This window comes from Pseudomonas sp. GW456-12-1-14-TSB6, assembly GCF_059424205.1.
This window is the reverse complement of the sequence record NZ_JBWKZE010000012.1, coordinates 152,190-172,142: the sequence shown is the minus strand read 5'-3', so window position 1 is coordinate 172,142 and position 19,953 is coordinate 152,190. Positions and strand designations below refer to the sequence as shown.

At 60.1% G+C, this 19,953-nt stretch carries 17 protein-coding genes; 10 read left to right on the top strand and 7 right to left on the bottom strand.

All coding sequences use genetic code 11. The features are described 5' to 3' along the window. Positions 1-7: 7 nt before the first annotated feature. Positions 8-853 carry an AAA family ATPase gene (locus AC07Y2_RS13965; protein WP_007911294.1) on the bottom strand — a complete coding sequence of 282 codons (846 nt, stop codon included), beginning with the start codon at positions 851-853 and terminating at the stop codon, positions 8-10. 201 nt (positions 854-1,054) lie between these two features. Here AC07Y2_RS13965 and AC07Y2_RS13960 point away from each other — a divergent pair, with 201 nt between their 5' ends. Both AC07Y2_RS13960 and AC07Y2_RS13955 read left to right on the top strand, forming a co-directional pair. Further along, positions 1,055-1,285: a DUF4160 domain-containing protein gene (locus tag AC07Y2_RS13960; RefSeq protein WP_085666762.1), complete on the top strand. Its 231-nt coding sequence runs from the start codon at positions 1,055-1,057 to the stop codon at positions 1,283-1,285. Next, a complete protein-coding gene (locus AC07Y2_RS13955) occupies positions 1,273-1,773 on the top strand; it encodes a helix-turn-helix domain-containing protein (protein ID WP_103385771.1) in 501 nt (166 codons plus the stop codon). Before AC07Y2_RS13960 ends, AC07Y2_RS13955 begins: the two co-directional genes overlap by 13 nt. Here the strand turns inward: AC07Y2_RS13955 and AC07Y2_RS13950 are convergent. Beyond that, entirely contained in the window at positions 1,770-2,846 is a 1,077-nt protein-coding gene (locus AC07Y2_RS13950; RefSeq protein ID WP_103385770.1) for a DUF748 domain-containing protein, read from the bottom strand. The genes AC07Y2_RS13955 and AC07Y2_RS13950 overlap by 4 nt on opposite strands. A 128-nt stretch (positions 2,847-2,974) precedes the next feature. On the opposite strand from AC07Y2_RS13950, the gene cysK reads away from it, so the two are divergent. After that, positions 2,975-3,949: a cysteine synthase A gene (gene cysK, locus AC07Y2_RS13945; protein WP_011332943.1), complete on the top strand. Its 975-nt coding sequence runs from the start codon at positions 2,975-2,977 to the stop codon at positions 3,947-3,949. A gap of 187 nt (positions 3,950-4,136) precedes the next feature. Then, a complete protein-coding gene (locus tag AC07Y2_RS13940; protein WP_085747194.1) occupies positions 4,137-5,075 on the top strand; it encodes an aspartyl/asparaginyl beta-hydroxylase domain-containing protein in 939 nt (312 codons plus the stop codon). Positions 5,076-5,131: 56 nt separating this feature from the next. Here AC07Y2_RS13940 and AC07Y2_RS13935 read toward each other — a convergent pair whose 3' ends face one another. Together AC07Y2_RS13935 and AC07Y2_RS13930 are read right to left on the bottom strand one after the other, a co-directional pair. Continuing rightward, the gene (locus tag AC07Y2_RS13935) at positions 5,132-5,332 is read right to left on the bottom strand and encodes a hypothetical protein (protein ID WP_074691111.1); all 201 of its coding nucleotides are present in this window, start codon (positions 5,330-5,332) and stop codon (positions 5,132-5,134) included. Continuing rightward, the gene (locus AC07Y2_RS13930) at positions 5,329-5,874 is read right to left on the bottom strand and encodes a hypothetical protein (protein WP_039772608.1); all 546 of its coding nucleotides are present in this window, start codon (positions 5,872-5,874) and stop codon (positions 5,329-5,331) included. Before AC07Y2_RS13930 ends, AC07Y2_RS13935 begins: the two co-directional genes overlap by 4 nt. A gap of 450 nt (positions 5,875-6,324) precedes the next feature. On the opposite strand from AC07Y2_RS13930, the gene AC07Y2_RS13925 reads away from it, so the two are divergent. Further along, the gene (locus AC07Y2_RS13925; RefSeq protein WP_085666757.1) at positions 6,325-7,188 is read left to right on the top strand and encodes a DMT family transporter; all 864 of its coding nucleotides are present in this window, start codon (positions 6,325-6,327) and stop codon (positions 7,186-7,188) included. Positions 7,189-7,245: 57 nt separating this feature from the next. Here the strand turns inward: AC07Y2_RS13925 and AC07Y2_RS13920 are convergent, their stop codons facing one another. Both AC07Y2_RS13920 and AC07Y2_RS13915 read right to left on the bottom strand, forming a co-directional pair. Then, positions 7,246-8,154 carry a DMT family transporter gene (locus AC07Y2_RS13920; protein WP_074691112.1) on the bottom strand — a complete coding sequence of 303 codons (909 nt, stop codon included), beginning with the start codon at positions 8,152-8,154 and terminating at the stop codon, positions 7,246-7,248. A gap of 84 nt (positions 8,155-8,238) precedes the next feature. Then, positions 8,239-9,864: a methyl-accepting chemotaxis protein gene (locus AC07Y2_RS13915; RefSeq protein WP_103385768.1), complete on the bottom strand. Its 1,626-nt coding sequence runs from the start codon at positions 9,862-9,864 to the stop codon at positions 8,239-8,241. A gap of 407 nt (positions 9,865-10,271) precedes the next feature. Here AC07Y2_RS13915 and aceK point away from each other — a divergent pair, with 407 nt between their 5' ends. From aceK to AC07Y2_RS13890, 5 genes are all read left to right on the top strand, one after another. After that, positions 10,272-11,993, top strand: coding sequence for a bifunctional isocitrate dehydrogenase kinase/phosphatase (gene aceK / locus AC07Y2_RS13910; RefSeq protein WP_103385767.1), 1,722 nt, complete (start codon positions 10,272-10,274; stop codon positions 11,991-11,993). 135 nt (positions 11,994-12,128) lie between these two features. Beyond that, a complete protein-coding gene (gene hrpA / locus AC07Y2_RS13905) occupies positions 12,129-16,040 on the top strand; it encodes an ATP-dependent RNA helicase HrpA (protein ID WP_103385766.1) in 3,912 nt (1,303 codons plus the stop codon). Between the two features lie 318 nt (positions 16,041-16,358). Beyond that, positions 16,359-17,480 carry a beta-ketoacyl-ACP synthase III gene (locus AC07Y2_RS13900; RefSeq protein WP_039772601.1) on the top strand — a complete coding sequence of 374 codons (1,122 nt, stop codon included), beginning with the start codon at positions 16,359-16,361 and terminating at the stop codon, positions 17,478-17,480. Positions 17,481-17,615: 135 nt separating this feature from the next. Next, positions 17,616-18,227, top strand: a complete 612-nt coding sequence (locus AC07Y2_RS13895) for an RNA polymerase sigma factor (protein WP_039772600.1) — start codon at positions 17,616-17,618, stop codon at positions 18,225-18,227. Beyond that, the gene (locus AC07Y2_RS13890; RefSeq protein ID WP_039772598.1) at positions 18,221-18,457 is read left to right on the top strand and encodes an anti-sigma factor family protein; all 237 of its coding nucleotides are present in this window, start codon (positions 18,221-18,223) and stop codon (positions 18,455-18,457) included. Before AC07Y2_RS13895 ends, AC07Y2_RS13890 begins: the two co-directional genes overlap by 7 nt. 129 nt (positions 18,458-18,586) lie before the next feature. Here the strand turns inward: AC07Y2_RS13890 and AC07Y2_RS13885 are convergent, their stop codons facing one another. Next, positions 18,587-19,909, bottom strand: coding sequence for a putative porin (locus tag AC07Y2_RS13885; RefSeq protein ID WP_039772596.1), 1,323 nt, complete (start codon positions 19,907-19,909; stop codon positions 18,587-18,589). Positions 19,910-19,953: the final 44 nt, after the last annotated feature.

Here is a 19,953-nt window from a genome sequence, read left to right as displayed (position 1 = left end):
CAGCCTCTTAGCGGGTGCCGCGACGGCTCATGAACGCCAGGCGCTCAAGCAGTTGCACGTCCTGTTCGTTCTTCACCAGCGCACCGGCCAGCGGCGGGATGGCTTTGGTCGGATCGCGTTCGCGCAGCACGGCTTCGCCGATGTTGTCGGCCATCAGCAGTTTCAGCCAGTCGACCAGTTCCGAGGTCGACGGCTTCTTCTTCAGGCCCGGCACCTTGCGCACGTCGAAGAACACGTCCAGCGCTTCGCTGACCAGATCCTTCTTGATGTCCGGGTAGTGAACATCGACGATTTTCTGCAGGGTGGTTCGGTCGGGGAAGGCGATGTAATGGAAGAAGCAGCGGCGCAGGAACGCGTCCGGCAGCTCTTTCTCGTTGTTGGAGGTAATGATGATGATCGGACGCTTCTTGGCCTTGATGGTCTCGTCGATCTCGTAAACGTAGAACTCCATCTTGTCGAGTTCTTGCAGCAGGTCGTTGGGGAACTCGATGTCGGCCTTGTCGATTTCGTCGATCAGCAGGATGACGCGCTCTTCGGACTCGAACGCTTCCCAGAGCTTGCCCTTCTTCAGGTAGTTGCGCACATCGTGGACTTTTTCATTGCCCAGTTGCGAGTCGCGCAGACGGCTGACCGCATCGTACTCGTACAGGCCCTGATGAGCCTTGGTTGTGGACTTGATGTGCCAGGTGATCAGCTTGGCGCCGAACGATTCGGCCAGTTGCTCGGCGAGCATGGTCTTGCCGGTGCCCGGTTCGCCCTTGACCAGCAGCGGCCGCTCCAGGGTGATGGCGGCGTTGACCGCCAGCTTCAGGTCATCGGTGGCGACGTAGGCCTGGGTGCCTTCGAACTTCATCTGCTAATCCTCGAACGGTAACGCCGACCTGAACGGGCAGGGCGGGGGCGAAATAATCGGATGCCCGACTATAACGCGCGGCCCGGTCGACTGTGAACGCAGACGGCTTATTCAGTCTCTGAATGGGGCGTCACATGTTGACTCAGTTTCGGCACGAGGCCAGTATTCCTGGTATCGCCGATTTGGCGATAGCCTTCGGGCATGACTACCAAATACCGATTTCGCGAAAAATACCGCATTCAGTTGCGCGAGAAGGATCACCCTCCACCCCATGTTCACCTGACCGGTGGTGGAGTGGATGTGATGCTGAGCCTGGAAACCGTCGAGCTCATGATGGGCAAGGCACCGCCACTGATCGTCAAGGAAGCGTTGGCGTGGGTTTCGGCCCATCAGACGCAATTGCTGGAGGACTGGAAACGATGTTACCCATGAAGCGGCCACGATTGGCCGCAGTGCAGGCTGTTGGCGATGCTTGCCTGTCGCTGACCTTTATTGATGGCCAACGGCTGAACTTGGACTTGAGCCGCGATCTGCAAACCTATCCGGGGCTCGCTCCGCTACTGGACGCTGAAGTGTTTGCAACCGCTGAGTTGGGTGACGACGGCTGGAGCGCGGAGTGGCTGGAACCGGATATCCAGATTGGTGCCGATACCTTGTATCGGGACGCGCTCGCGCAAAATGCGCCGGACGAAAACACACGGATTTTCATGGATTGGCGCGCTCGCACCGGTCTACCGTTGAATGAGGCGGCCGAAGCATTGGGTATCAGCGCCCGCAGCATCAGTCGCTACAGTAATGGTCGGGAAGCGGTGCCGCGATCATTGGCCCTGGCCTGTCTGGGTTGGGATTCGTTGCAGGAGAAACCTGCACTGATCGCGGCAGAGGATACCGGGCGCTACATCGTCAACCGTAAAACTTAGCCCGCATCCGGCTTCGGCCGTTCATACCGGGCATTGAAGGCTTGAATGAATCCGTTGCGCAAAATCTGCAAAAACGCTTCGAACGCGTTGATATCTTGCTGGTGCACGCTGCCGCTGAGTTCGACCCGGGTGGCAAACTGGTTCTTGCCCTGGTTTTTCAGCACGGTTTCCGTGCCGCCGACCAGCGCTTCCCAGATCGAGCGGAAGATTCCCTTGTTCTTGTTCTCGACATCCTGCTGCCAGTTGAACACGTCCACGTCGCGCAGCAGCGGTTTGATGTAGCCCTTGAGCTGGCCCTTGTTGGCGGCGGCTTCGATGACCACATCGCCGTGGCCGGCGTTGAAGTCGAATTTGCCGTAGGCCGAGGCGAAGTCGTTCATGCGCTTGAGTTCGATGTCGCGGGCCCGCAGGCGAAATTCGAAGTCTTCGAAATTGCTCAAGGGGTCGAAGGTGGCTGTGGTTTCCAGCGGGGCATGCCCCAGCAGCAGAGCCTTGCCTTCGAAGCGAGCATCGCGTTTGCCTTCTTTGTCGACCACGTTGGTCAGGTTGTAAATGCTGGCGTCGACGTTGGTTGCATTCATGTTTACCGGTGGTTTGGAGTTGAAGTTGCGAAAGCTGATCCGCCCATCGCTGATCTGCACTTCGTCGAGCGTGATAGGCAACAGTTTGCCCAGTTGTTCACGCCAGTCGGTGCCCTGACCGGTCTGGGAGTTCTGCTTGTTGGCACCACCATCGACGAAGTTCACCTGAGGTTTAAAGAATTTCACCTGCGCCACGACAGCATGGTCGTACCAAAGCGAGTGCCAACTGACAGACAGGTCGATAACCGGCGCATCGACGAATGGCACCGGCACCTTGCCGTCAGCCTTGACGATTTTCAGGCCATTGATCTTGTAGGCCCCGCGCCAGAGCGCCAGATCGACGTCGGTGATCTGGCCGCGGTAGTCGCCCATGTTGGCCAGCTTGTCATTCAGATAGTCGCGCACGAGGTAGGGCAGGGCGATGTGCAGGGCGACCAGCAACACCACAACAGTGGCGAAAATCCACAATGGCCAACGGTAGCGACGCTTCATGGCAGCAAATTCCGAACGATGTAAAGCGATTGACTGCCGCCTGCCGCAGACGTTCGGCCCGACTGGACTGACACGGGCAACAGGCTTACCTTGGAAGGCTGAATTCAACGCTGCACAAGGACCCAGCCATGAGCCGTATTTTTGCTGACAACGCCCATTCCATCGGCAACACGCCGCTGGTGCAGATCAACCGCATCGCGCCCCGTGGCGTGACCATTCTGGCCAAGATCGAAGGTCGCAACCCGGGCTACTCGGTCAAGTGCCGGATTGGCGCCAACATGATCTGGGACGCCGAAAGCAGCGGCAAACTCAAGCCGGGCATGACCATCGTCGAGCCGACCTCCGGCAACACCGGCATCGGCCTGGCCTTCGTGGCGGCCGCGCGAGGTTACAAATTGCTGCTGACCATGCCGGCCTCGATGAGCATCGAGCGGCGCAAAGTGCTCAAGGCGCTGGGCGCAGAGCTGGTGCTGACCGAGCCAGCCAAGGGCATGAAAGGCGCTATCGAAAAGGCCAACGAGATCGTAGCCAGTGACGCGGGCAAATATTTCATGCCGGCCCAGTTCGATAACCCGGCCAACCCGGCCATTCATGAAAAGACCACCGGCCCGGAAATCTGGAATGACACCGATGGCGCCATCGATGTGCTGGTGGCGGGCGTCGGCACCGGCGGAACCATCACCGGCGTGTCGCGGTATATCAAGAATACGGCAGGCAAACCGATTCTGTCGGTGGCGGTGGAGCCGGTGTCTTCGCCGGTGATTACCCAGGCGCTGGCAGGTCAAGAAATCAAGCCGAGCCCGCACAAGATTCAGGGCATCGGTGCCGGGTTCGTGCCGAAGAACCTTGATCTGTCGATGGTTGACCGGGTCGAGTTGGTGACGGATGACGAGTCCAAGGCCATGGCCCTGCGCCTGATGCAGGAGGAAGGGATCCTGTGCGGGATTTCCTGTGGTGCGGCCATGTCGGTGGCGGTGCGCCTGGCGGAAACCCCGGAAATGCAGGGCAAGACCATTGTGGTGGTGCTGCCCGACTCCGGTGAGCGTTATCTGTCGAGCATGCTGTTCAGTGATCTGTTCACCGATCAGGAGAACCAGCAGTAAGGGGTGCGTTGATTCAGGTCAGCCAGGGTTCAGGATCGTTATGTTAATAAGTGCTTTGTTGCGCAATTCTTAACACTGAATCTTGAGTCGGGCGGGTTTTTCCCGGAGCCGGTAGTGTTTATCATGGCCGGCCGCCATCTCGGGTAAATGACATGGCGTGGCGTTGTCTTATTTCAAGGAGTTGTTGATGACCTTTTCGTTAGCCGCCAAGGTGTCGGTGTTGCTGCTGTTTGTGGGCAGCATCCTCTACGTGCATTTGCGCGGCAAGGCGCGTTTGCCGGTGCTGCGGCAGTTCGTCAACCACTCGGCGCTGTTCGCCCCTTATAACGCCTTGATGTACCTGTTCTCGGGCGTGCCATCCAAACCATATCTGGATCGCAGCAAGTTTCCGGAGCTGGACGTGTTGCGTGATAACTGGGAAACCATTCGCGACGAAGCCATGCATCTGTTCGACGAGGGTTATATTCGCGCCGCCGAGAAGAACAACGACGCCGGTTTCGGCTCGTTCTTCAAAAAGGGCTGGAAGCGTTTCTACCTCAAGTGGTACGACAAACCTCTGCCATCGGCCGAAACCCTGTGCCCGAAAACCGTGGCGCTGGTCAGTGCCATCCCCAACGTCAAAGGCGCGATGTTCGCGCTGTTGCCGGGCGGCAGCCATTTGAACCCGCACCGCGATCCGTTCGCTGGTTCCCTGCGTTATCACCTTGGTCTGTCAACGCCAAACTCCGACGATTGCCGAATCTTCGTCGACGGTCAGGTCTACGCCTGGCGCGACGGTGAAGACGTGATGTTCGACGAGACCTACGTGCATTGGGTCAAGAACGAAACCGACAAGACCCGCGTCATCCTGTTCTGCGACATCGAGCGTCCGCTGAGCAATCGCCTCATGACTCGCATCAACCGCTTCATCAGCGCCTGGCTGGGCCGTGCCACGGCACCGCAGAACCTCGACGACGAGCGTGTTGGCGGGATCAACCAGGCTTACGCCTGGAGCAAGAACTTCAGCGACAAGTTCAGCGGTGGGGTCAAACAGTGGAAACGCCGCAATCCAAAGGCCTACCGCGTAATGCGGCCGGTGCTGGCGGTGGTGGTGTTGACGTTGCTGGGGTATTGGCTGTTTGGTTGAGGCTGGAATTAAAAGCATAAAAAACCGCTCGTTTGAGCGGTTTTTTGTTTTCGGAATCAGGGACGGCCAGCAAGTAAGCTTGGTTCATCGATAGCGGTGCCGGTTGCAATGATCTGTAAGAGCCGTCTTTGACTGGCTGTCAGAACCGCCGGATCAGATTCACCCCTTATTGCATGCGCTTTTTTCTTTCTGGGGGATTTTTTTATTTCTTTGCGCATATTCACACCGTGGTTGATCAATATTTGAGCGTTTTTCACAATACTAGGCTCCCTACTGTTTTGACAAGGCGACCCTCGTTATCCAAACCGAAGCCGAGTTGTTCGTAAATTGGTATTGCTCCCTGGAATGGTTCTTGAGCCTCGATCAAGCTACTGCCAATGATGCGGGCGTATTGCTCAATTGCCAGAACGGATAGCGGTGCAACACGGTTTTTCAATGGATGTGTTTCTCTTGGCCGCCCCTCCAGTCGTACGATTCGGATGCGTTGTCGACTTTTATTCGGGTTGGCGAAGCAAAGTCCGCACAGTTCAGATTCAAACCAGATTGCGATGTCGAGAGCGAGAGGTTCGCGCGCTTTCCATCCAATGACTTCTTCCCATGAAAAATGTGGGCTCTCCCAACACTCAAAAGCACTCAGCGCCAACGAGTCGATGGGTTCGAAACGTACTTTCGAAAGGTCAAGCGTTGTGGGACCGGCCATCTCCAAATCAATCTGGAGTTGAGTCGTGGCAAGGCGGGCAAGCTTCCTGGCTTGCGATTTGTACAACTGATACCGCAGATGATTCCGTTCCCTTGGCATATGATCTCGCGCATTCCATGTCCCCCATCAATGGTCGTTGCAATTGCAAACGAGCCTATGCGCCTGCCTCCTGCCTGTCGCTACTGGCCCTTTGTCCAAGTCGTTGCAATCCATGTCGCGGGCTGGTTATAGTCGGCGCTCGTGAGTCGTATGACTCACCTTTCAACCCTTCAAAAAAGATCAGCCCAGATGCCTGCATCCCTCATCAACGCGGTAGTCGATTCAGCGCTTAACGCTGGCGTCGTGCCGTGCGGGAATCAGCAGCCTGTGCAGATCAGTCATTACCCTCCACCTGTCAGTAGCACGCCGGTGTGCGCAGTCGTATCACCGCCGGGCGTTGGTATTTCGGGCTGATCAGCGTTTGCTGCTGACCCCTGTGCCCGCCTGAAAAAACCTACTGAATTTCAGCTTCGGCTGAGTTGGCTATTTGCCTGACTACAGGTGGTATTCATGTTTGTCCTTTCGAAAAAATCCGCGCTCGCGGCGGCGTCCACGAGCCTGTTCGTTCTGCTGTGGAGCAGCGGGGCGATCTTCTCCAAGTGGGGGCTCGCCCACGCTTCGCCTTTTGCCTTTCTGCTGATCCGTTTTGTGATTGCCCTGTGCGGGTTGGTGCTGCTGGCACCGTTGCTCAAGTTGAAACTGCCCAAGGGCGGCAAGCCGATGCTGTATGCGATGGCCACCGGGGTGGTGTTGTTGGGGGCTTATCAGATTTTCTATCTGCTGGCGCTGGACCTTAAGGTCACGCCCGGGGTGATGGCGACCATCATGGGCGTGCAGCCGATTCTCACGGTGGTGATCATGGAGCGGCAGCGCTCGGCGAGCCGGATGTTTGGGCTGGCGTTGGGATTGGCCGGGTTGATCATGGTGGTCTACCAGGGCATCGGTCTGGCCGGAATGTCGCTGGCGGGGATGTTGTTCGGGCTGCTGGCGCTGGCGAGCATGACCTTCGGCTCGATCATGCAGAAGCGCATCACTGACAATCCCCTCGGCACGCTGCCGGTGCAGTATCTGGCGGGGCTGCTGCTGTGCGGGGTTTTCGTGCCGTTTCAGCCGTTCCACTTCGAGCACAGCGCCGGCTTCATCGTGCCGGTGTTGTGGATGGGGCTGGTGGTTTCCGTGCTGGCGACGTTGCTGCTGTATCGACTGATCGCCCGGGGCAATCTGGTGAATGTCACCAGCCTGTTCTATCTGGTGCCGGCCGTGACGGCGGTGATGGACTACTTGATCTTCGGCAATCGCCTGGCGGCGTTGAGCGTGCTGGGGATGCTGTTGATCATCGTCGGTCTGGTGTTCGTGTTCCGTAAATCGGCCTAATAGCCGCGCATGAAAAAGGCCCGGGAGGAAACTCCCGGGCCTTTGTGCATCTGTGAATCAGCGAGTGGCGATTTCTGCCGGTTTCACCACAGCGGGTTTCAGCACCAGCCACAGCGCAATGGCGATCAATACCCCGCCATACAAGTGGGCCATCGACAGCGGCTCATCGAGAAACAGCGCCCCCCACAATACGCCGAATGGCGGAATCATGAAGGTCACGGTCATCGATTTCACCGGCCCGATGGAACTCAGCAGGCGGAAGTAAATGATGTAGGCAAACGCAGTGCAGCCCAGCCCAAGGCCCAACAGCGACAGCCAGACATTCCAGCCACCCCAGCTCACCGGCGGCGCAGTGATGACGCTGTAACCGAACAGCGGCAACAGAAACAGGGTCGCACCGAGCATGCTGCCCAGCGCCGACAGACGACTGTCGAGCCCGCCGGCCTGATCCAGCCAGCGTCGGGCGAGAAACCCGGCGAAGCCGTAGCAGGTGGTCGCGAGCAGGCAGGCGACCGCGCCCATCAGCAGGTGCAGATCGAACGCGACCGGGCCGGCGCGGGTCAGCACGCCCACCCCGAGCAGGCCGAGGAACACCCCGGCGAGTTTGGCCAGCGTGAGTTTTTCACTGAAGAACAACCCGCCGATCAACACGCCCATCAACGGCGTGGTGGCATTGAAGATTGCGGAGTACCCGGCCGGAAGCACCTGGGCGGCGACCGAATACAGCGTCGCCGGCACGCCGGAGTTGATCACGCCGAGCAACATCACAGTCTTGAGCTTGCCTTTGAAATCCCAGCTGATGCGCATCAGCCCGAGGATCACCAGCAAGCCGACGGCGGCGATTGAAACGCGGAAGAATCCGGTCGGAACCGTACCGATCGCGGGAGCGATGATGCGCATGAACAGGAAGCTCGCGCCCCAGATGGCAGCCAGCGACAACATGCGGAAAATATCGACAGGGCTCACGGGCCACTCCTTCCTTGATCGGGACGAGAGTGTTGCCGAGGGCCCCGGCGATGGCAACCGCTAATCGGGCATTTAATTGTCTGATCAGATCACGAAGCGCGTGACCAGTGCGTTCAGGTCGACGGCCAGGCGCGACAGTTCCTGACTGGCGGCAGACGTCTGGGTGGCGCCGGCAGCAGTCTGGGTCGACAGATCGCGGATGGTCACCAGGTTTTCGTCGACTTCCCGGGCCACCAGCGCCTGTTGCTCGGCGGCGCTGGCGATCACCAGGTTGCGCTGGTTGATCTGCGAAATCGACGCGGTGATTTTCTCCAGAGCCTGGCCGGCGCTGTTGGCCCGGCGCAGGGTGTGGCTGGCCTGCTCGGCGCTGTTTTGCAAGGCGCCGACGGTGGCACTGGTGCCTTGCTGAATGCTGCTGATCATCAGCTCGATTTCTTCGGTGGAGTTCTGCGTGCGCTGGGCCAGCGAACGGACTTCATCGGCAACCACTGCGAAGCCACGTCCGGCCTCGCCGGCGCGCGCGGCTTCAATCGCAGCGTTCAGAGCCAGCAGGTTGGTCTGCCCGGCGATGCCGCGAATCACCTCCAGCACCTTGCTGATGTCTTGAGCCTGAGTCGCAAGGCCCTCGGCCTGTTCGGATGCGCCGAGCACGGCGCTGACCAGTTCCTGAATCGAGCTGATGGTCTCGCTGACCTGCACATGCCCGTGCTTGCTGTCCTCGTTCGACGCTTCGGAGGCCTGGGCACTGGACACCGCATTGGCGGCCACTTCATCCACCGCCGTGCTCATCTCGGTGACCGCCGTGGCGGCCTGCTCGATCTGGTCATTTTGCTGTTGCAGGCCGCGGGTGCTCTGTTCCATCACCGAACTCATTTCCTCGGCGGCGGAGGCCAGTTGCTGGGCCGACTCGCTGATGCCGCGAATGGTCGAACGCAGATTGCCCTGCATCTCGGCCAGAGCCGTGAGCAACTGCGCCGCTTCATCACGACCGTCGCTGTCGATGCGACCGCTGAGGTCTCCCGAAGCAATCCGCCGTGCGACGTTCAGCGCCTGATTGATCGGCGTGGTGATGCTGCGTGTCAGCAACCAGGCCAGCAACAACGTGGCAATCAGGGCGATAACGATGATCGTGGCGACGATCCACAGCGCCTGCTGGTACATCGCCGCCGCGGACTTGGCGGCGGCATCCGCACCTTGCTGATTGAGGCTGATCATTTGCTCCAGCGTCTTGTCGAGCACCGTGCCCTGGGGCGCCAGTTCAGTGCTCAGGCGCGCGTAGGCTTGTTCGTTTTGTCCGGCATCAAGCTGTTTGATGATCTGGTCGAGGATGCTCAGGTACTTGGCGGTGTCGGCGCCCAAGCCTTCCAGCATCGCCCGTTCCTGATCGTTGGCAATCAGGGCCTTGTGATCGTCGAGGCGCTTGAGCAATTCCTGACGTTGCGCCGTGAGAAGGCCCTTGCTGCGTTCGCGAACGGCAGCCTGAGTACTGGTGATCAGGCGCAGGGATTCGAGACGAATACTGGCAATGTTCGCCGCTGCGTCATGGATGCTTTCGATGCTGGGCATCCACGATTCCTCGATCACCGCCGCGCTCTCGCGCAAGGTTTTCATCTGGCCCAGACCAAACAGGCCGACCACCAGCAGCAGACAGGCCAGAACGGCAAAACACAAACTGGCGCGCAAACCGATGCGCAGATTCCGGATAGACATCAATGTGCTCCTTGGGGATTGGGGGAGAGGTCGTCCTCGTGGGCCGAGGATCTTGTTGTGAGGCGGGTGATGGCGGGGTGTATATCAAAGTGCCACTATCTTGGTAAGGCCAGTCGCTGACGGGAATGGGCAGGCATGAACAACTCGGGCAAAAGCGCGGGCTAGAGATGTCGCCGCTGAATTGGATCCGAAACCCAGAGAAGACGCGGGCTGGCGCCCAGTGGTGGGGGGAACCGAAGTGGGTATTTATTGACCGAACGGTCGATTAAAAAAACTTTGATAAAAACTGTGTCGCTGTACAACCCGCAAGAGCATTTGGCAGAAATTGCGCTTCTCCTGCGCCCGCTTCCGTGGCTAAGCTCAGGCCTTCGAGCACAGATTCTCCAATTCCCGCAGAGGTCTCATCTATGCCGCAGCAATGGCCAGCCACCGACATCGCCCGTCTGATCCTCGATGGCTTTGACGATTACCGCGAGCATTTCCGGCGGATCACCGACGGCGCCCGGGAGCGCTTCGAGCAGGCCCGCTGGCAGGACACGCAAACGGCGTCGGCGGCGCGGATCAACCTCTACGAAGAAAAGGTCGGTGAAACCGTCGCCCGTCTGCGCGAGTACTTCGAGCCGGACACCTTGATGGACGTCACCTGCTGGCCGCTGGTGAAAAGCGCCTACATCAGCATCATCGACCTGCGCTTCGACGATGAACTGTCCGAGACCTGGTACAACTCGATTTTCTGCGGCCTGTTCAGCCACGACCTGATCAGCGACGGCTGCATGTTCATCCACACCACGCGCCCGAGCCTGCGCCGCGCAAGGGCCGCACAGACCCGCACCTACAAGCCCCAAGGGCAGATCTCGGGCATGCTTGCGAGCATCTTTGCCGATTATCGCTTCAACGAGGCCTACGCCGATCTGCCCGGTGACTTGCATCGCCTGGAAGCGCAACTGCGCGAGAACCTGCCGGACTGGGTGTGCAAGGACCCGGAACTGAGCGTCGAGCTGTTTTCCTCGGTGCTGTACCGCAACAAGGGCGCGTACCTGGTCGGGCGGATCTACACCAACGACGATCAGTGGCCGCTGGTGATTCCGCTGCTGCACCGCGAAGGGCGCGGGATTCAGATCGACGCATTGATCACCGACGAAGCGGAGGTGTCGATCATCTTCTCCTTCACCCGTTCGTATTTCATGGTGGATGTGCCGGTGCCGGCGGAGTTCATCGGTTTCCTCAAACGCATCCTGCCGGGCAAGCACATCGCCGAGCTGTACACCTCGATCGGTTTCTACAAGCACGGCAAATCGGAGTTCTACCGCGCCCTGATCAATCACCTGGCCAACACCGATGACCAGTTCATCATGGCGCCGGGCGTGCGCGGCATGGTCATGAGCGTGTTCACGCTGCCGGGCTTCAACACCGTGTTCAAGATCATCAAGGACAGGTTCTCGCCGTCGAAAAACGTCGACCGCGCCACGGTGATCGAGAAGTATCGATTGGTGAAAAGCGTCGACCGGGTAGGGCGCATGGCCGATACCCAGGAATTCGCCGACTTCCGTTTTCCCCTGAGCAAATTCGAGCCGGCGTGCCTGGCGGAGCTGCTGGAAGTCGCGCCGTCCACGGTGTCGCTGGAAGGTGAAACCGTGCTGATCCGCCACTGCTGGACCGAGCGCCGGATGACCCCGCTCAACCTCTATCTGGATAACGCCAACGAAGCCCAGGTGCGCGAAGCGCTGGAGGATTACGGGCTGGCGATCAAGCAACTGGCGGCGGCCAACATCTTTCCCGGCGACATGCTGCTGAAGAACTTCGGCGTCACCCGCCATGGCCGGGTGGTGTTCTACGACTACGACGAGATCTGCTTTCTCACCGAAGCCAACTTCCGCCACATTCCGGCACCGCGTACGCCGGAGGACGAAATGGCCTCCGAGCCTTGGTATTCGATCGGGCCTCTGGATGTGTTTCCCGAGGAATTTCCGCCGTTCCTGTTTGCCGATGCAGCGCAGCGCAAGCTGTTCGATCAGTTGCATGGCGAGTTGTACAACGCCGATTACTGGAAGGGATTGCAGGAGGCGATTCGGGCGGGGAAAGTCATCGATGTCTTTCCATATCGGCGAAAGGGCCTTGATAACGAATAAAGCAGCCGCGAGCCGCAAGCTACAAGCCTCAAGTCAAAGACCGCATTCAACTTGCGGCTTGTAGCTTGCCGCTTGTAGCTGCTTTTCTGCGACAATCGCGTCCTTGCGCCACTAGACGACCGAATTGCGTACCCGATGACCGACGAATCGCCCTCCATCGACAAACTGCTGAAAAACCTCGATCACGCCATGCTCGCCGACCGCCACCGGCTGCGGCGGCAGTTGCTTGAGCTGCGCAAGAAACCCGACGAGGCCAAGCTGGCCCAGTGGGTGGCGCGCATGCAGGCGTCCTGCGATCAGGTGCTGGCGCGCAAGGCCAGCCTGCCGGTGATCCGTTACGACGACAGCCTGCCGATTGCGGCCAAGCGTGACGAAATCAAGAAGGCCCTGGAAAAGCATCAGGTGCTGATCATCGCCGGTGAAACCGGCTCGGGCAAAACTACCCAGTTGCCGAAAATCTGCCTGGAAATCGGTCGCGGCCAGCACGGTTTGATCGGCCACACCCAGCCTCGGCGGATCGCAGCGCGCAGCGTGGCCAGCCGGGTCGCTGAAGAACTCGGCACGCCGCTGGGCGCGCTGGTCGGCTATCAGGTGCGCTTCGAAGACCAGAGCGATTCCAATACCCTGATCAAACTGATGACCGACGGCATCCTGCTGGCGGAAACCCAGAACGATCGCTACCTCGAACGCTACGACACGATCATCGTCGACGAAGCCCACGAACGCAGCCTCAACATCGACTTCCTGCTCGGTTACCTGAAAACCCTGCTGCCGCGTCGCCCGGATCTGAAAGTCATCATCACTTCGGCGACCATCGATCTGGAGCGCTTCTCCAAGCATTTCGACGATGCGCCGATTGTCGAAGTGTCCGGCCGCACCTTCCCGGTTGAAACCTGGTATCGCCCGCTGACGCTCGAGCAGGACGAAGAAGGCAACCGCGTCGAGGACGACCTGACTGTCGATCAGGCGATCCTCGCCACCCTCGACGAAATCGCCGCCTATGAGCGCAGCGAGCGCCGCAGTCCCGGTGATGTGCTGGTGTTCCTGCCCGGCGAGCGCGAGATCCGCGACGCCGCCGACATGCTGCGCAAGGCCCAGCTCAAACACACCGAAATCCTGCCGTTGTACGCGCGCCTGTCGCCGGCCGAGCAGCAGCGGATCTTCCAGTCCCATCCGGGGCGTCGCGTGGTGCTGGCGACCAACGTTGCCGAAACTTCCCTGACCGTGCCGGGCATCCGTTACGTGATCGACAGCGGCACCGCGCGCATCAGCCGCTACAGCTACCGCGCCAAGGTCCAGCGACTGCCGATCGAAGCGATTTCCCAGGCCAGTGCCAACCAGCGTAAAGGTCGTTGCGGCCGGGTCGAGCCGGGTATCTGCGTGCGCTTGTACAGCGAAGAGGATTTCCTCGGTCGCCCGGAATTCACCGATCCGGAAATCCTGCGCACCAACCTCGCGGCGGTAATCCTGCAGATGCTCCATCTGCGCCTCGGCGAGATCACCGATTTCCCGTTCATCGAGCCGCCGGACGGCAAGGCGATCAGCGACGGTTTCAACCTGCTGCAAGAACTCTCGGCGGTGGATCGCAACAGTCAGTTGACCCCGCTCGGCCGTCAGCTGGCGCGTCTGCCGGTGGATCCGCGCATGGGCCGCATGCTGCTGGAAGCGGCCAAACTCGGCAGCCTGCAGGAAGTGCTGATCGTCGCCAGCGCCATGTCGATTCAGGATCCGCGCGAGCGTCCGCCGGAGCGTCAGCAGGCCGCTGACCAGGCCCACGCTCAGTGGAAGGACGCCGATTCGGACTTCGCCGGGCTGGTCAATCTGTGGCGCGGTTTTGAAGAGCAGCGCCAGGCGCTGACCGCCAGCCCGCTGCGCAACTGGTGCCGCAAGAATTTCCTCAACTACCTGCGCCTGCGCGAGTGGCGCGATTCCCACCGTCAGTTGAGCCTGATCTGCCGCGACTTGCAGCTGAGCCTGAACAAAGAACCGGCGGATTATCCGAAATTGCACAAAGCGGTGCTGGTCGGCCTGCTCAGCCAGATCGGCCAGAAAACCGAGGACGGCGACTATCTTGGCGCCCGTCAGCGGCGGTTCTGGATTCACCCGTCGTCAGGCATCGGCAAGAAACGCCCGCAGTGGGTGATGACCGCCGAACTGGTGGAAACCACCAAGCTTTATGCGCGGATGGTGGCGAAGATCGACGCCGACTGGATCGAGCCGCTGGCCGGGCACCTGATCAAGAAAAACCACTTCGAACCGCACTGGGAGAAAAAGCGCGGCCAGGTCGTGGCGTTCGAACAGATCACCCTGTTCGGCCTGATCGTGGTCGGTCGTCGACCGGTGCATTACGGGCCGGTGGACCCGGTGGTCTCGCGAGAACTGTTCATCCGCGAAGGTCTGGTGCGCGGCGAGATTCAGTCCCGGGCCAAATGCCTGACTGCCAACAAGCAATTGCTCGAACAACTCGACGAACTGGAAGCCAAGGCTCGTCGTCGGGACATTCTGGCCGACGAGGAAACCCTCTACGCGTTCTACGACGCGCGACTGCCGGCGGAGATCCACCAGACCGCGACGTTCGACAGCTGGTATCGGGTCAACAGCCAGAAAGATCCGCAACTGCTGATCATGCGCGAGGAAGACGTGCTGGCCCGCGAAGCCAGCGAAGTCACCGCCCAGCATTATCCTGACACGCTGCACATCGGCGATCTGGAACTGGCGCTGAGTTACCACTTCGAACCGAATCACCCGCGTGACGGCGTGACCTTGCGTGTGCCGGCGCCGCTGTTGCCGATGCTGCCGCCGGAGCGCCTGGAATGGCTGGTGCCGGGGCTGATCGAGGCCAAGTGCATCGCGCTGGTGCGCAACCTGCCCAAGGCTTTGCGAAAAAACTTCGTGCCGGTGCCGGACTTCATCAAGGCCGCGCTGCAACGCATGACCTTCGCCGAAGGTTCGTTGCCGCAAGCGCTGGGCCGCGAACTGCTGCGCATGACCGGCGCGCGGGTCAGCGATGAGGCCTGGGCGGAAGCGGCGCAGCAGGTCGAAAGCCACCTGCGGATGAACCTGGAAATCGTCGACGGGCAAGGCAAGTTCCTTGGCGAAGGCCGGGATCTGGCCGAACTCACTGCACGTTTCGCCGAAGCCAGCCAGGCCGCGTTGGCCGTGCCGCAAAGTGCGAAGAGCCAGCAACCGGTGGAGGCCAAGGTCTTCGCGCCGGTGGCGGAAAAGACTCAGCAGAAGATCGCCGGGCTGTCGATGACGGTCTATCCGGCGCTGGTGGAAGAGGGCGGTACGGTCAAGGAAGGTCGTTTCTCGACACCGGCCGAAGCCGAATTCCAGCATCGCCGCGCCTTGCAACGTCTGCTGCTGCAGCAACTGGCCGAACCGGCGAAGTTCCTGCGCGGCAAGTTGCCGGGCCTGACCGAACTGGGCCTGCTGTACCGCGAACTGGGGCGGGTCGATGCGCTGGTGGAAGACATTCTGTTGGCCAGCCTCGACAGCTGCATTCTCGAGGGCGAAGACCCGTTGCCGCGTGATGGCGCAGGTCTGGCGGCACTGGCCGAGCGCAAGCGCGGCAGCTGGACCGAACACGCCGAGCGCGTGGCACGCCTGACGCTGGAAATCCTCAAGCTCTGGCACGGTCTGCAAAAACGCTTCAAGGGCAAGATCGACCTGGCTCAGGCGGTGGCGCTTAACGACATCAAGCAGCAGCTCAGTCATCTGGTGTATCCGGGCTTCGTCCGGGAAACGCCGATGCTGTGGCTCAAGGAGTTGCCGCGTTACCTGAAAGCGGTCGAGCAGCGTTTCGAGAAGCTGGGCGCGCAGGTGCAGAAGGATCGGGTCTGGAGCGGCGAGCTTGCCGGGCTCTGGACGCAATACCAGACCCGCGCTGCCAAGCATGCCCAGGAAGGCAAACGCGATCCGCAGCTTGAGCTGTATCGCTGGTGGCTGGAGGAGTACCGGGTTTCGCTGTTCGCCCAGCAGTTGGGGACGAAAGTACCGATCTCCGACAAGCGGCTCAACAAGCAATGGACGCAGGTGGAACCCTAGCGAGTGCCTGATCGCTCCCACGCTCTGCGTGGTAGCGCTTCCCCGGACGCTCTGCGTCCGCTTTTGGGACGCGGAGCGTCCCTGGCTGCATTCCCACGCGGAGCGTGGGAACGATCAGCAAAAGGCGCCAAAAGCCAAGGTTTATGGCAAACTTCGCGCCTATAAACGCCGGCCCCGCGGTTTTGAGCCTTCTCAACTGCGGGCGAGGTCGGAATAAAGCGATGCCAGGTTTTTGCGTCCCTGATACGGGAATGGACCCTTTGCGTGTTGGCACGTCGGTGCCAGCACTTTCTGCCTGAACAGATTAGAGAAACGACCATGCATAACGTCGTCATCAGCGGCACCGGCCTGTACACCCCGGCCAACAGCATCTCCAACGAAGAGCTGGTGCAGTCTTTCAATACCTACGTCGCCCAGTTCAATGCGGACAACGCCGAAGCCATCGCCAACGGCGAAGTCCAGGCCCTGACCGAGTCCAGCGCCGCGTTCATCGAAAAAGCTTCCGGCATCAAGAGCCGCTTTGTCATGGACAAGGACGGCATCCTCGACCCTGCGCGCATGGCGCCACGCCTGCCGGAGCGTTCCAACGACGAATGGTCGGTGCTCTGCCAGATGGCCATCGGCGCTGCCGAACAAGCCCTGCAACGTGCCGGCAAAACCGCCGCCGACATCGACGGCGTGATTGTCGCCTGCTCCAACCTGCAGCGCGCCTACCCGGCCATCGCCATCGAAGTCCAGGAAGCGCTGGGCATCCAGGGTTTCGGTTTCGACATGAACGTGGCCTGCTCGTCGGCGACCTTCGGCATCCAGCAAGCGGCCAACACCGTGCAACTGGGTCAGGCCCGGGCGATCCTGATGGTCAACCCGGAAGTCTGCACCGGTCACCTGAACTTCCGTGACCGCGACAGCCACTTCATCTTCGGTGACGCGGCCACCGCCGTGATTATCGAGCGCGCCGATCTGGCCACCTCCAAGCACCAATTCGACGTGGTCAGCACCAAACTGCTGACCAAGTTTTCCAACAACATCCGCAACAACTTCGGCTTCCTCAATCGCGCGGCGGAAGAGGGCATCGGCGCCCGCGACAAACTGTTCGTGCAGGAAGGCCGCAAGGTGTTCAAGGATGTCTGCCCGATGGTCGCCGAACTGATCGGCGAACATCTGGAAGAGAACAAGCTCAACGTCGGTGACGTAAAACGCTTCTGGCTGCACCAGGCCAACCTGAGCATGAATCACCTGATCGTGCGCAAGTTGCTGGGCCGCGAGGCCACCGAAGAAGAAGCCCCGGTGATTCTCGACACCTACGCCAACACCAGCTCCGCCGGTTCCGTGATTGCGTTCCACAAATATCAGGACGATCTGGCGGCCGGTTCGCTGGCGGTGTTGAGTTCGTTCGGTGCCGGTTACTCGATTGGTAGCGTGATTCTGCGTAAACGCTAAGAGCGAGTTCATTTCCTCTTAATCGCGCTGACGTTTCCTACATCCGAATCGGCGCGAACGCTGTAATTTTCGAAACTGGCGGCAGGAGAGATCCTGCCGCTATCATTTTCGGAGTCAGGAAAAGGGGATTGATGGATGGCGGTTGACGACACACAACTGCTCGAGCGGTTGTTGGCAGGTGAACAGAAAGCCTTCAAGGAACTGGTCAGCACCTATCAAAGCCCCATGCGCGCGGTGGCCTACGCGATTGTCGGCCAGCGCCATGTCGAGGAAGTGGTGCAGGATGCCTGGCTGTCGGTGGTGCGCAATATCGGCCGTTTCGAGGGGCGCTCCAGTCTCAAGACATGGCTGCTGACCATCACCGCCAACTCGGCCAAGAGCCGCTACAAACTCAATCGTCGCGAAGTGTTGCTGGATGATCTGCCGTCCCCCCACGGCACCATCGACGACGATCGCTTTTCTCCCGGCGACGGCCACTGGCTGGTCGCACCGTTCGCCTGGCACCAGGACACCCCCGAGGCATTGCTGACCGAAGGCGAGCTGCGTGAATGTCTGGAGCATACGTTGCTCAGTCTCTCCGAACTTCAGAGCAGTGTGCTCACGCTGCGCGAGCGTCAGGGGCTGGAGCTGGAGGAAATCTGTAATCTTCTGGAGATCTCGCTCTCCAATGTCCGCGTGTTGCTGCACAGGGCACGCTTGAAGGTCTTCGCGACCGTGGAGCATTTTGAGGAGACGGGAGAATGTTGACCTGCAAGGAGCAAGTGGCGCGATCCAGCGATTATCTCGATGGCCAGTTGAGCTTTCGCGAGAAGTTGATGGTGCGTCATCACCTGATGTTCTGCCGCAATTGCCGGCGGTTCATTCGCCAGATGCGTTTGATGCAGGCGACGTTGCGAGCGATGCCGCAAAAGCCTGAAGAGGGCGTGGACGCGTTGGCAGAGCAGCTGGCAGCGCTGCGGCGCAAGGACAGTCCCTGAAAACACAGCCTGGCGCGACCGCAGCGAACGGATGATGGGGATCGCTGCGGCCGCGCCAGTCTGTTGAAGCCTCTTCAAACGATGGAAGCGGATGTACAACCCATCGTTTGAAGTCTGTCGCCGGGTTGCTTAGAACTTCGCTTCCGCGTCCAGCTGCAGGGTGTTGGTGTCTGCATCACGCTGGGTACGGCTGGAGAAGTCGGCCTTGGTCAGGAAGTAAGTCGCACCGATGGCGAAGTTCTTGTCGATGTCGTAGCCGACCTTGAACTTGTGGCCACGGGAACCGGTTGTGCCGTTGGCGAAGTCCGAATCGGTGAAGGCACCGACCACCGCGTTGCGCTGCACGTCACGATAGTTGTAGTCGAGGTTCAGGCCGAAGACTTTCGACTTGGCACCTACCAGCCACGCGGTGTCCTGATCGGTCACTGCATCGTTGTTCTTCACGTACTGACCGTAGAACGACAGCGGCATTGGCAGGCCGCCGATGTCGACCTGGCTGAAGCCTTCGTACAGACGGAATTCGTTGTCTGCCGAGTTACCGTTGACGGCCAGGGCGCACGGCGTGGAAGTGCCGGTGCAACGGCTGTCTTCGTCGTTCTGGTAGGCGTAGACGCTGCCGCCCAGGGTCAGTTTCAGGTTGTCGGTGATGGCGAAGCGGCTGCCCAACTGGCCGGCGGTCAGGCGCAGGTCGTGACGGAATTGCACGCCGTCGCCGTCGACGTTGTCCTTGAGGTTGTAGTTGCCCAGGCTGCCGAACAGCTCGACGCTGCTGCCCAACGGATACTTGTAGGTAACGGCCAGACCTTCCGGGTTGATGTCGCTGTCCCAGATCACGTCGCCCATGCTCACCCACGGTTGCAGCATTTTGCCGCCGATGATGTGCAGGTTCTTGATCTGATCCGGGTGGTAGTCGATGTAGCCCAGGTCGAGCCAGATTTGCTTCTTGTCGAAGTAATTGTCCTGGTCCTGGTTGGTCGAACGGGCGTCGTCGCCGCCGCCGGTGGCGATACGGATGCCGGTGTCGACTTGCGGGTTGATCTCGGTGTACGCACCCAGACGGGCACGGATGCGCTGGCGATCCTTGTCGCGGCCGCCGTTGTTCGGCTCGCCATCGATCTTGATGGTTTCCTGACGGATACGCACGTCACCCTTGAACTGGGTCTTGGCGGCCCAGGCCAGTTTCTGGTCGAAACTGCTGAGTTCGTTGGTTTTCTTCGCGGTCGCCGCGATTTGCTCGTTGGTCTCCTGCTGCGCCTGCTGCGCGATTTGCTGGGCCTTCTGATCCTTGGCCAGTTCAGTTTGCAGTTCAACGTACTGCGCCTGGGAAATCGAACCGTTAGCCTTGAGCATGTCGAGCAGTTTGGCGTCGACTGCGGCACTGGCCGGAACACTCATGGCCAGCAACAGGCCACCGCACAGGGCCGCCGCAGTTTTCGTGGAAGCAAGACGCATAGCAATCTCCGAAGATGAAGGGGATGGCTGAACCATCCTGGGCA

Excerpts from the sequence above, each read along its gene's own strand:
- AC07Y2_RS13965 (WP_007911294.1), bottom strand. The coding sequence starts at position 853 with ATGAAGTTCGAAGGCACCCAGGCCTACGTCGCCACCGATGACCTGAAG.
- AC07Y2_RS13960 (WP_085666762.1), top strand. The coding sequence starts at position 1,055 with ATGACTACCAAATACCGATTTCGCGAAAAATACCGCATTCAGTTGCGC.
- AC07Y2_RS13955 (WP_103385771.1), top strand. The coding sequence starts at position 1,273 with ATGTTACCCATGAAGCGGCCACGATTGGCCGCAGTGCAGGCTGTTGGC.
- AC07Y2_RS13950 (WP_103385770.1), bottom strand. The coding sequence starts at position 2,846 with ATGAAGCGTCGCTACCGTTGGCCATTGTGGATTTTCGCCACTGTTGTG.
- cysK (WP_011332943.1), top strand. The coding sequence starts at position 2,975 with ATGAGCCGTATTTTTGCTGACAACGCCCATTCCATCGGCAACACGCCG.
- AC07Y2_RS13940 (WP_085747194.1), top strand. The coding sequence starts at position 4,137 with ATGACCTTTTCGTTAGCCGCCAAGGTGTCGGTGTTGCTGCTGTTTGTG.
- AC07Y2_RS13930 (WP_039772608.1), bottom strand. The coding sequence starts at position 5,874 with ATGCCAAGGGAACGGAATCATCTGCGGTATCAGTTGTACAAATCGCAA.
- AC07Y2_RS13925 (WP_085666757.1), top strand. The coding sequence starts at position 6,325 with ATGTTTGTCCTTTCGAAAAAATCCGCGCTCGCGGCGGCGTCCACGAGC.
- AC07Y2_RS13915 (WP_103385768.1), bottom strand. The coding sequence starts at position 9,864 with ATGTCTATCCGGAATCTGCGCATCGGTTTGCGCGCCAGTTTGTGTTTT.
- aceK (WP_103385767.1), top strand. The coding sequence starts at position 10,272 with ATGCCGCAGCAATGGCCAGCCACCGACATCGCCCGTCTGATCCTCGAT.
- hrpA (WP_103385766.1), top strand. The coding sequence starts at position 12,129 with ATGACCGACGAATCGCCCTCCATCGACAAACTGCTGAAAAACCTCGAT.
- AC07Y2_RS13900 (WP_039772601.1), top strand. The coding sequence starts at position 16,359 with ATGCATAACGTCGTCATCAGCGGCACCGGCCTGTACACCCCGGCCAAC.
- AC07Y2_RS13895 (WP_039772600.1), top strand. The coding sequence starts at position 17,616 with ATGGCGGTTGACGACACACAACTGCTCGAGCGGTTGTTGGCAGGTGAA.
- AC07Y2_RS13890 (WP_039772598.1), top strand. The coding sequence starts at position 18,221 with ATGTTGACCTGCAAGGAGCAAGTGGCGCGATCCAGCGATTATCTCGAT.
- AC07Y2_RS13885 (WP_039772596.1), bottom strand. The coding sequence starts at position 19,909 with ATGCGTCTTGCTTCCACGAAAACTGCGGCGGCCCTGTGCGGTGGCCTG.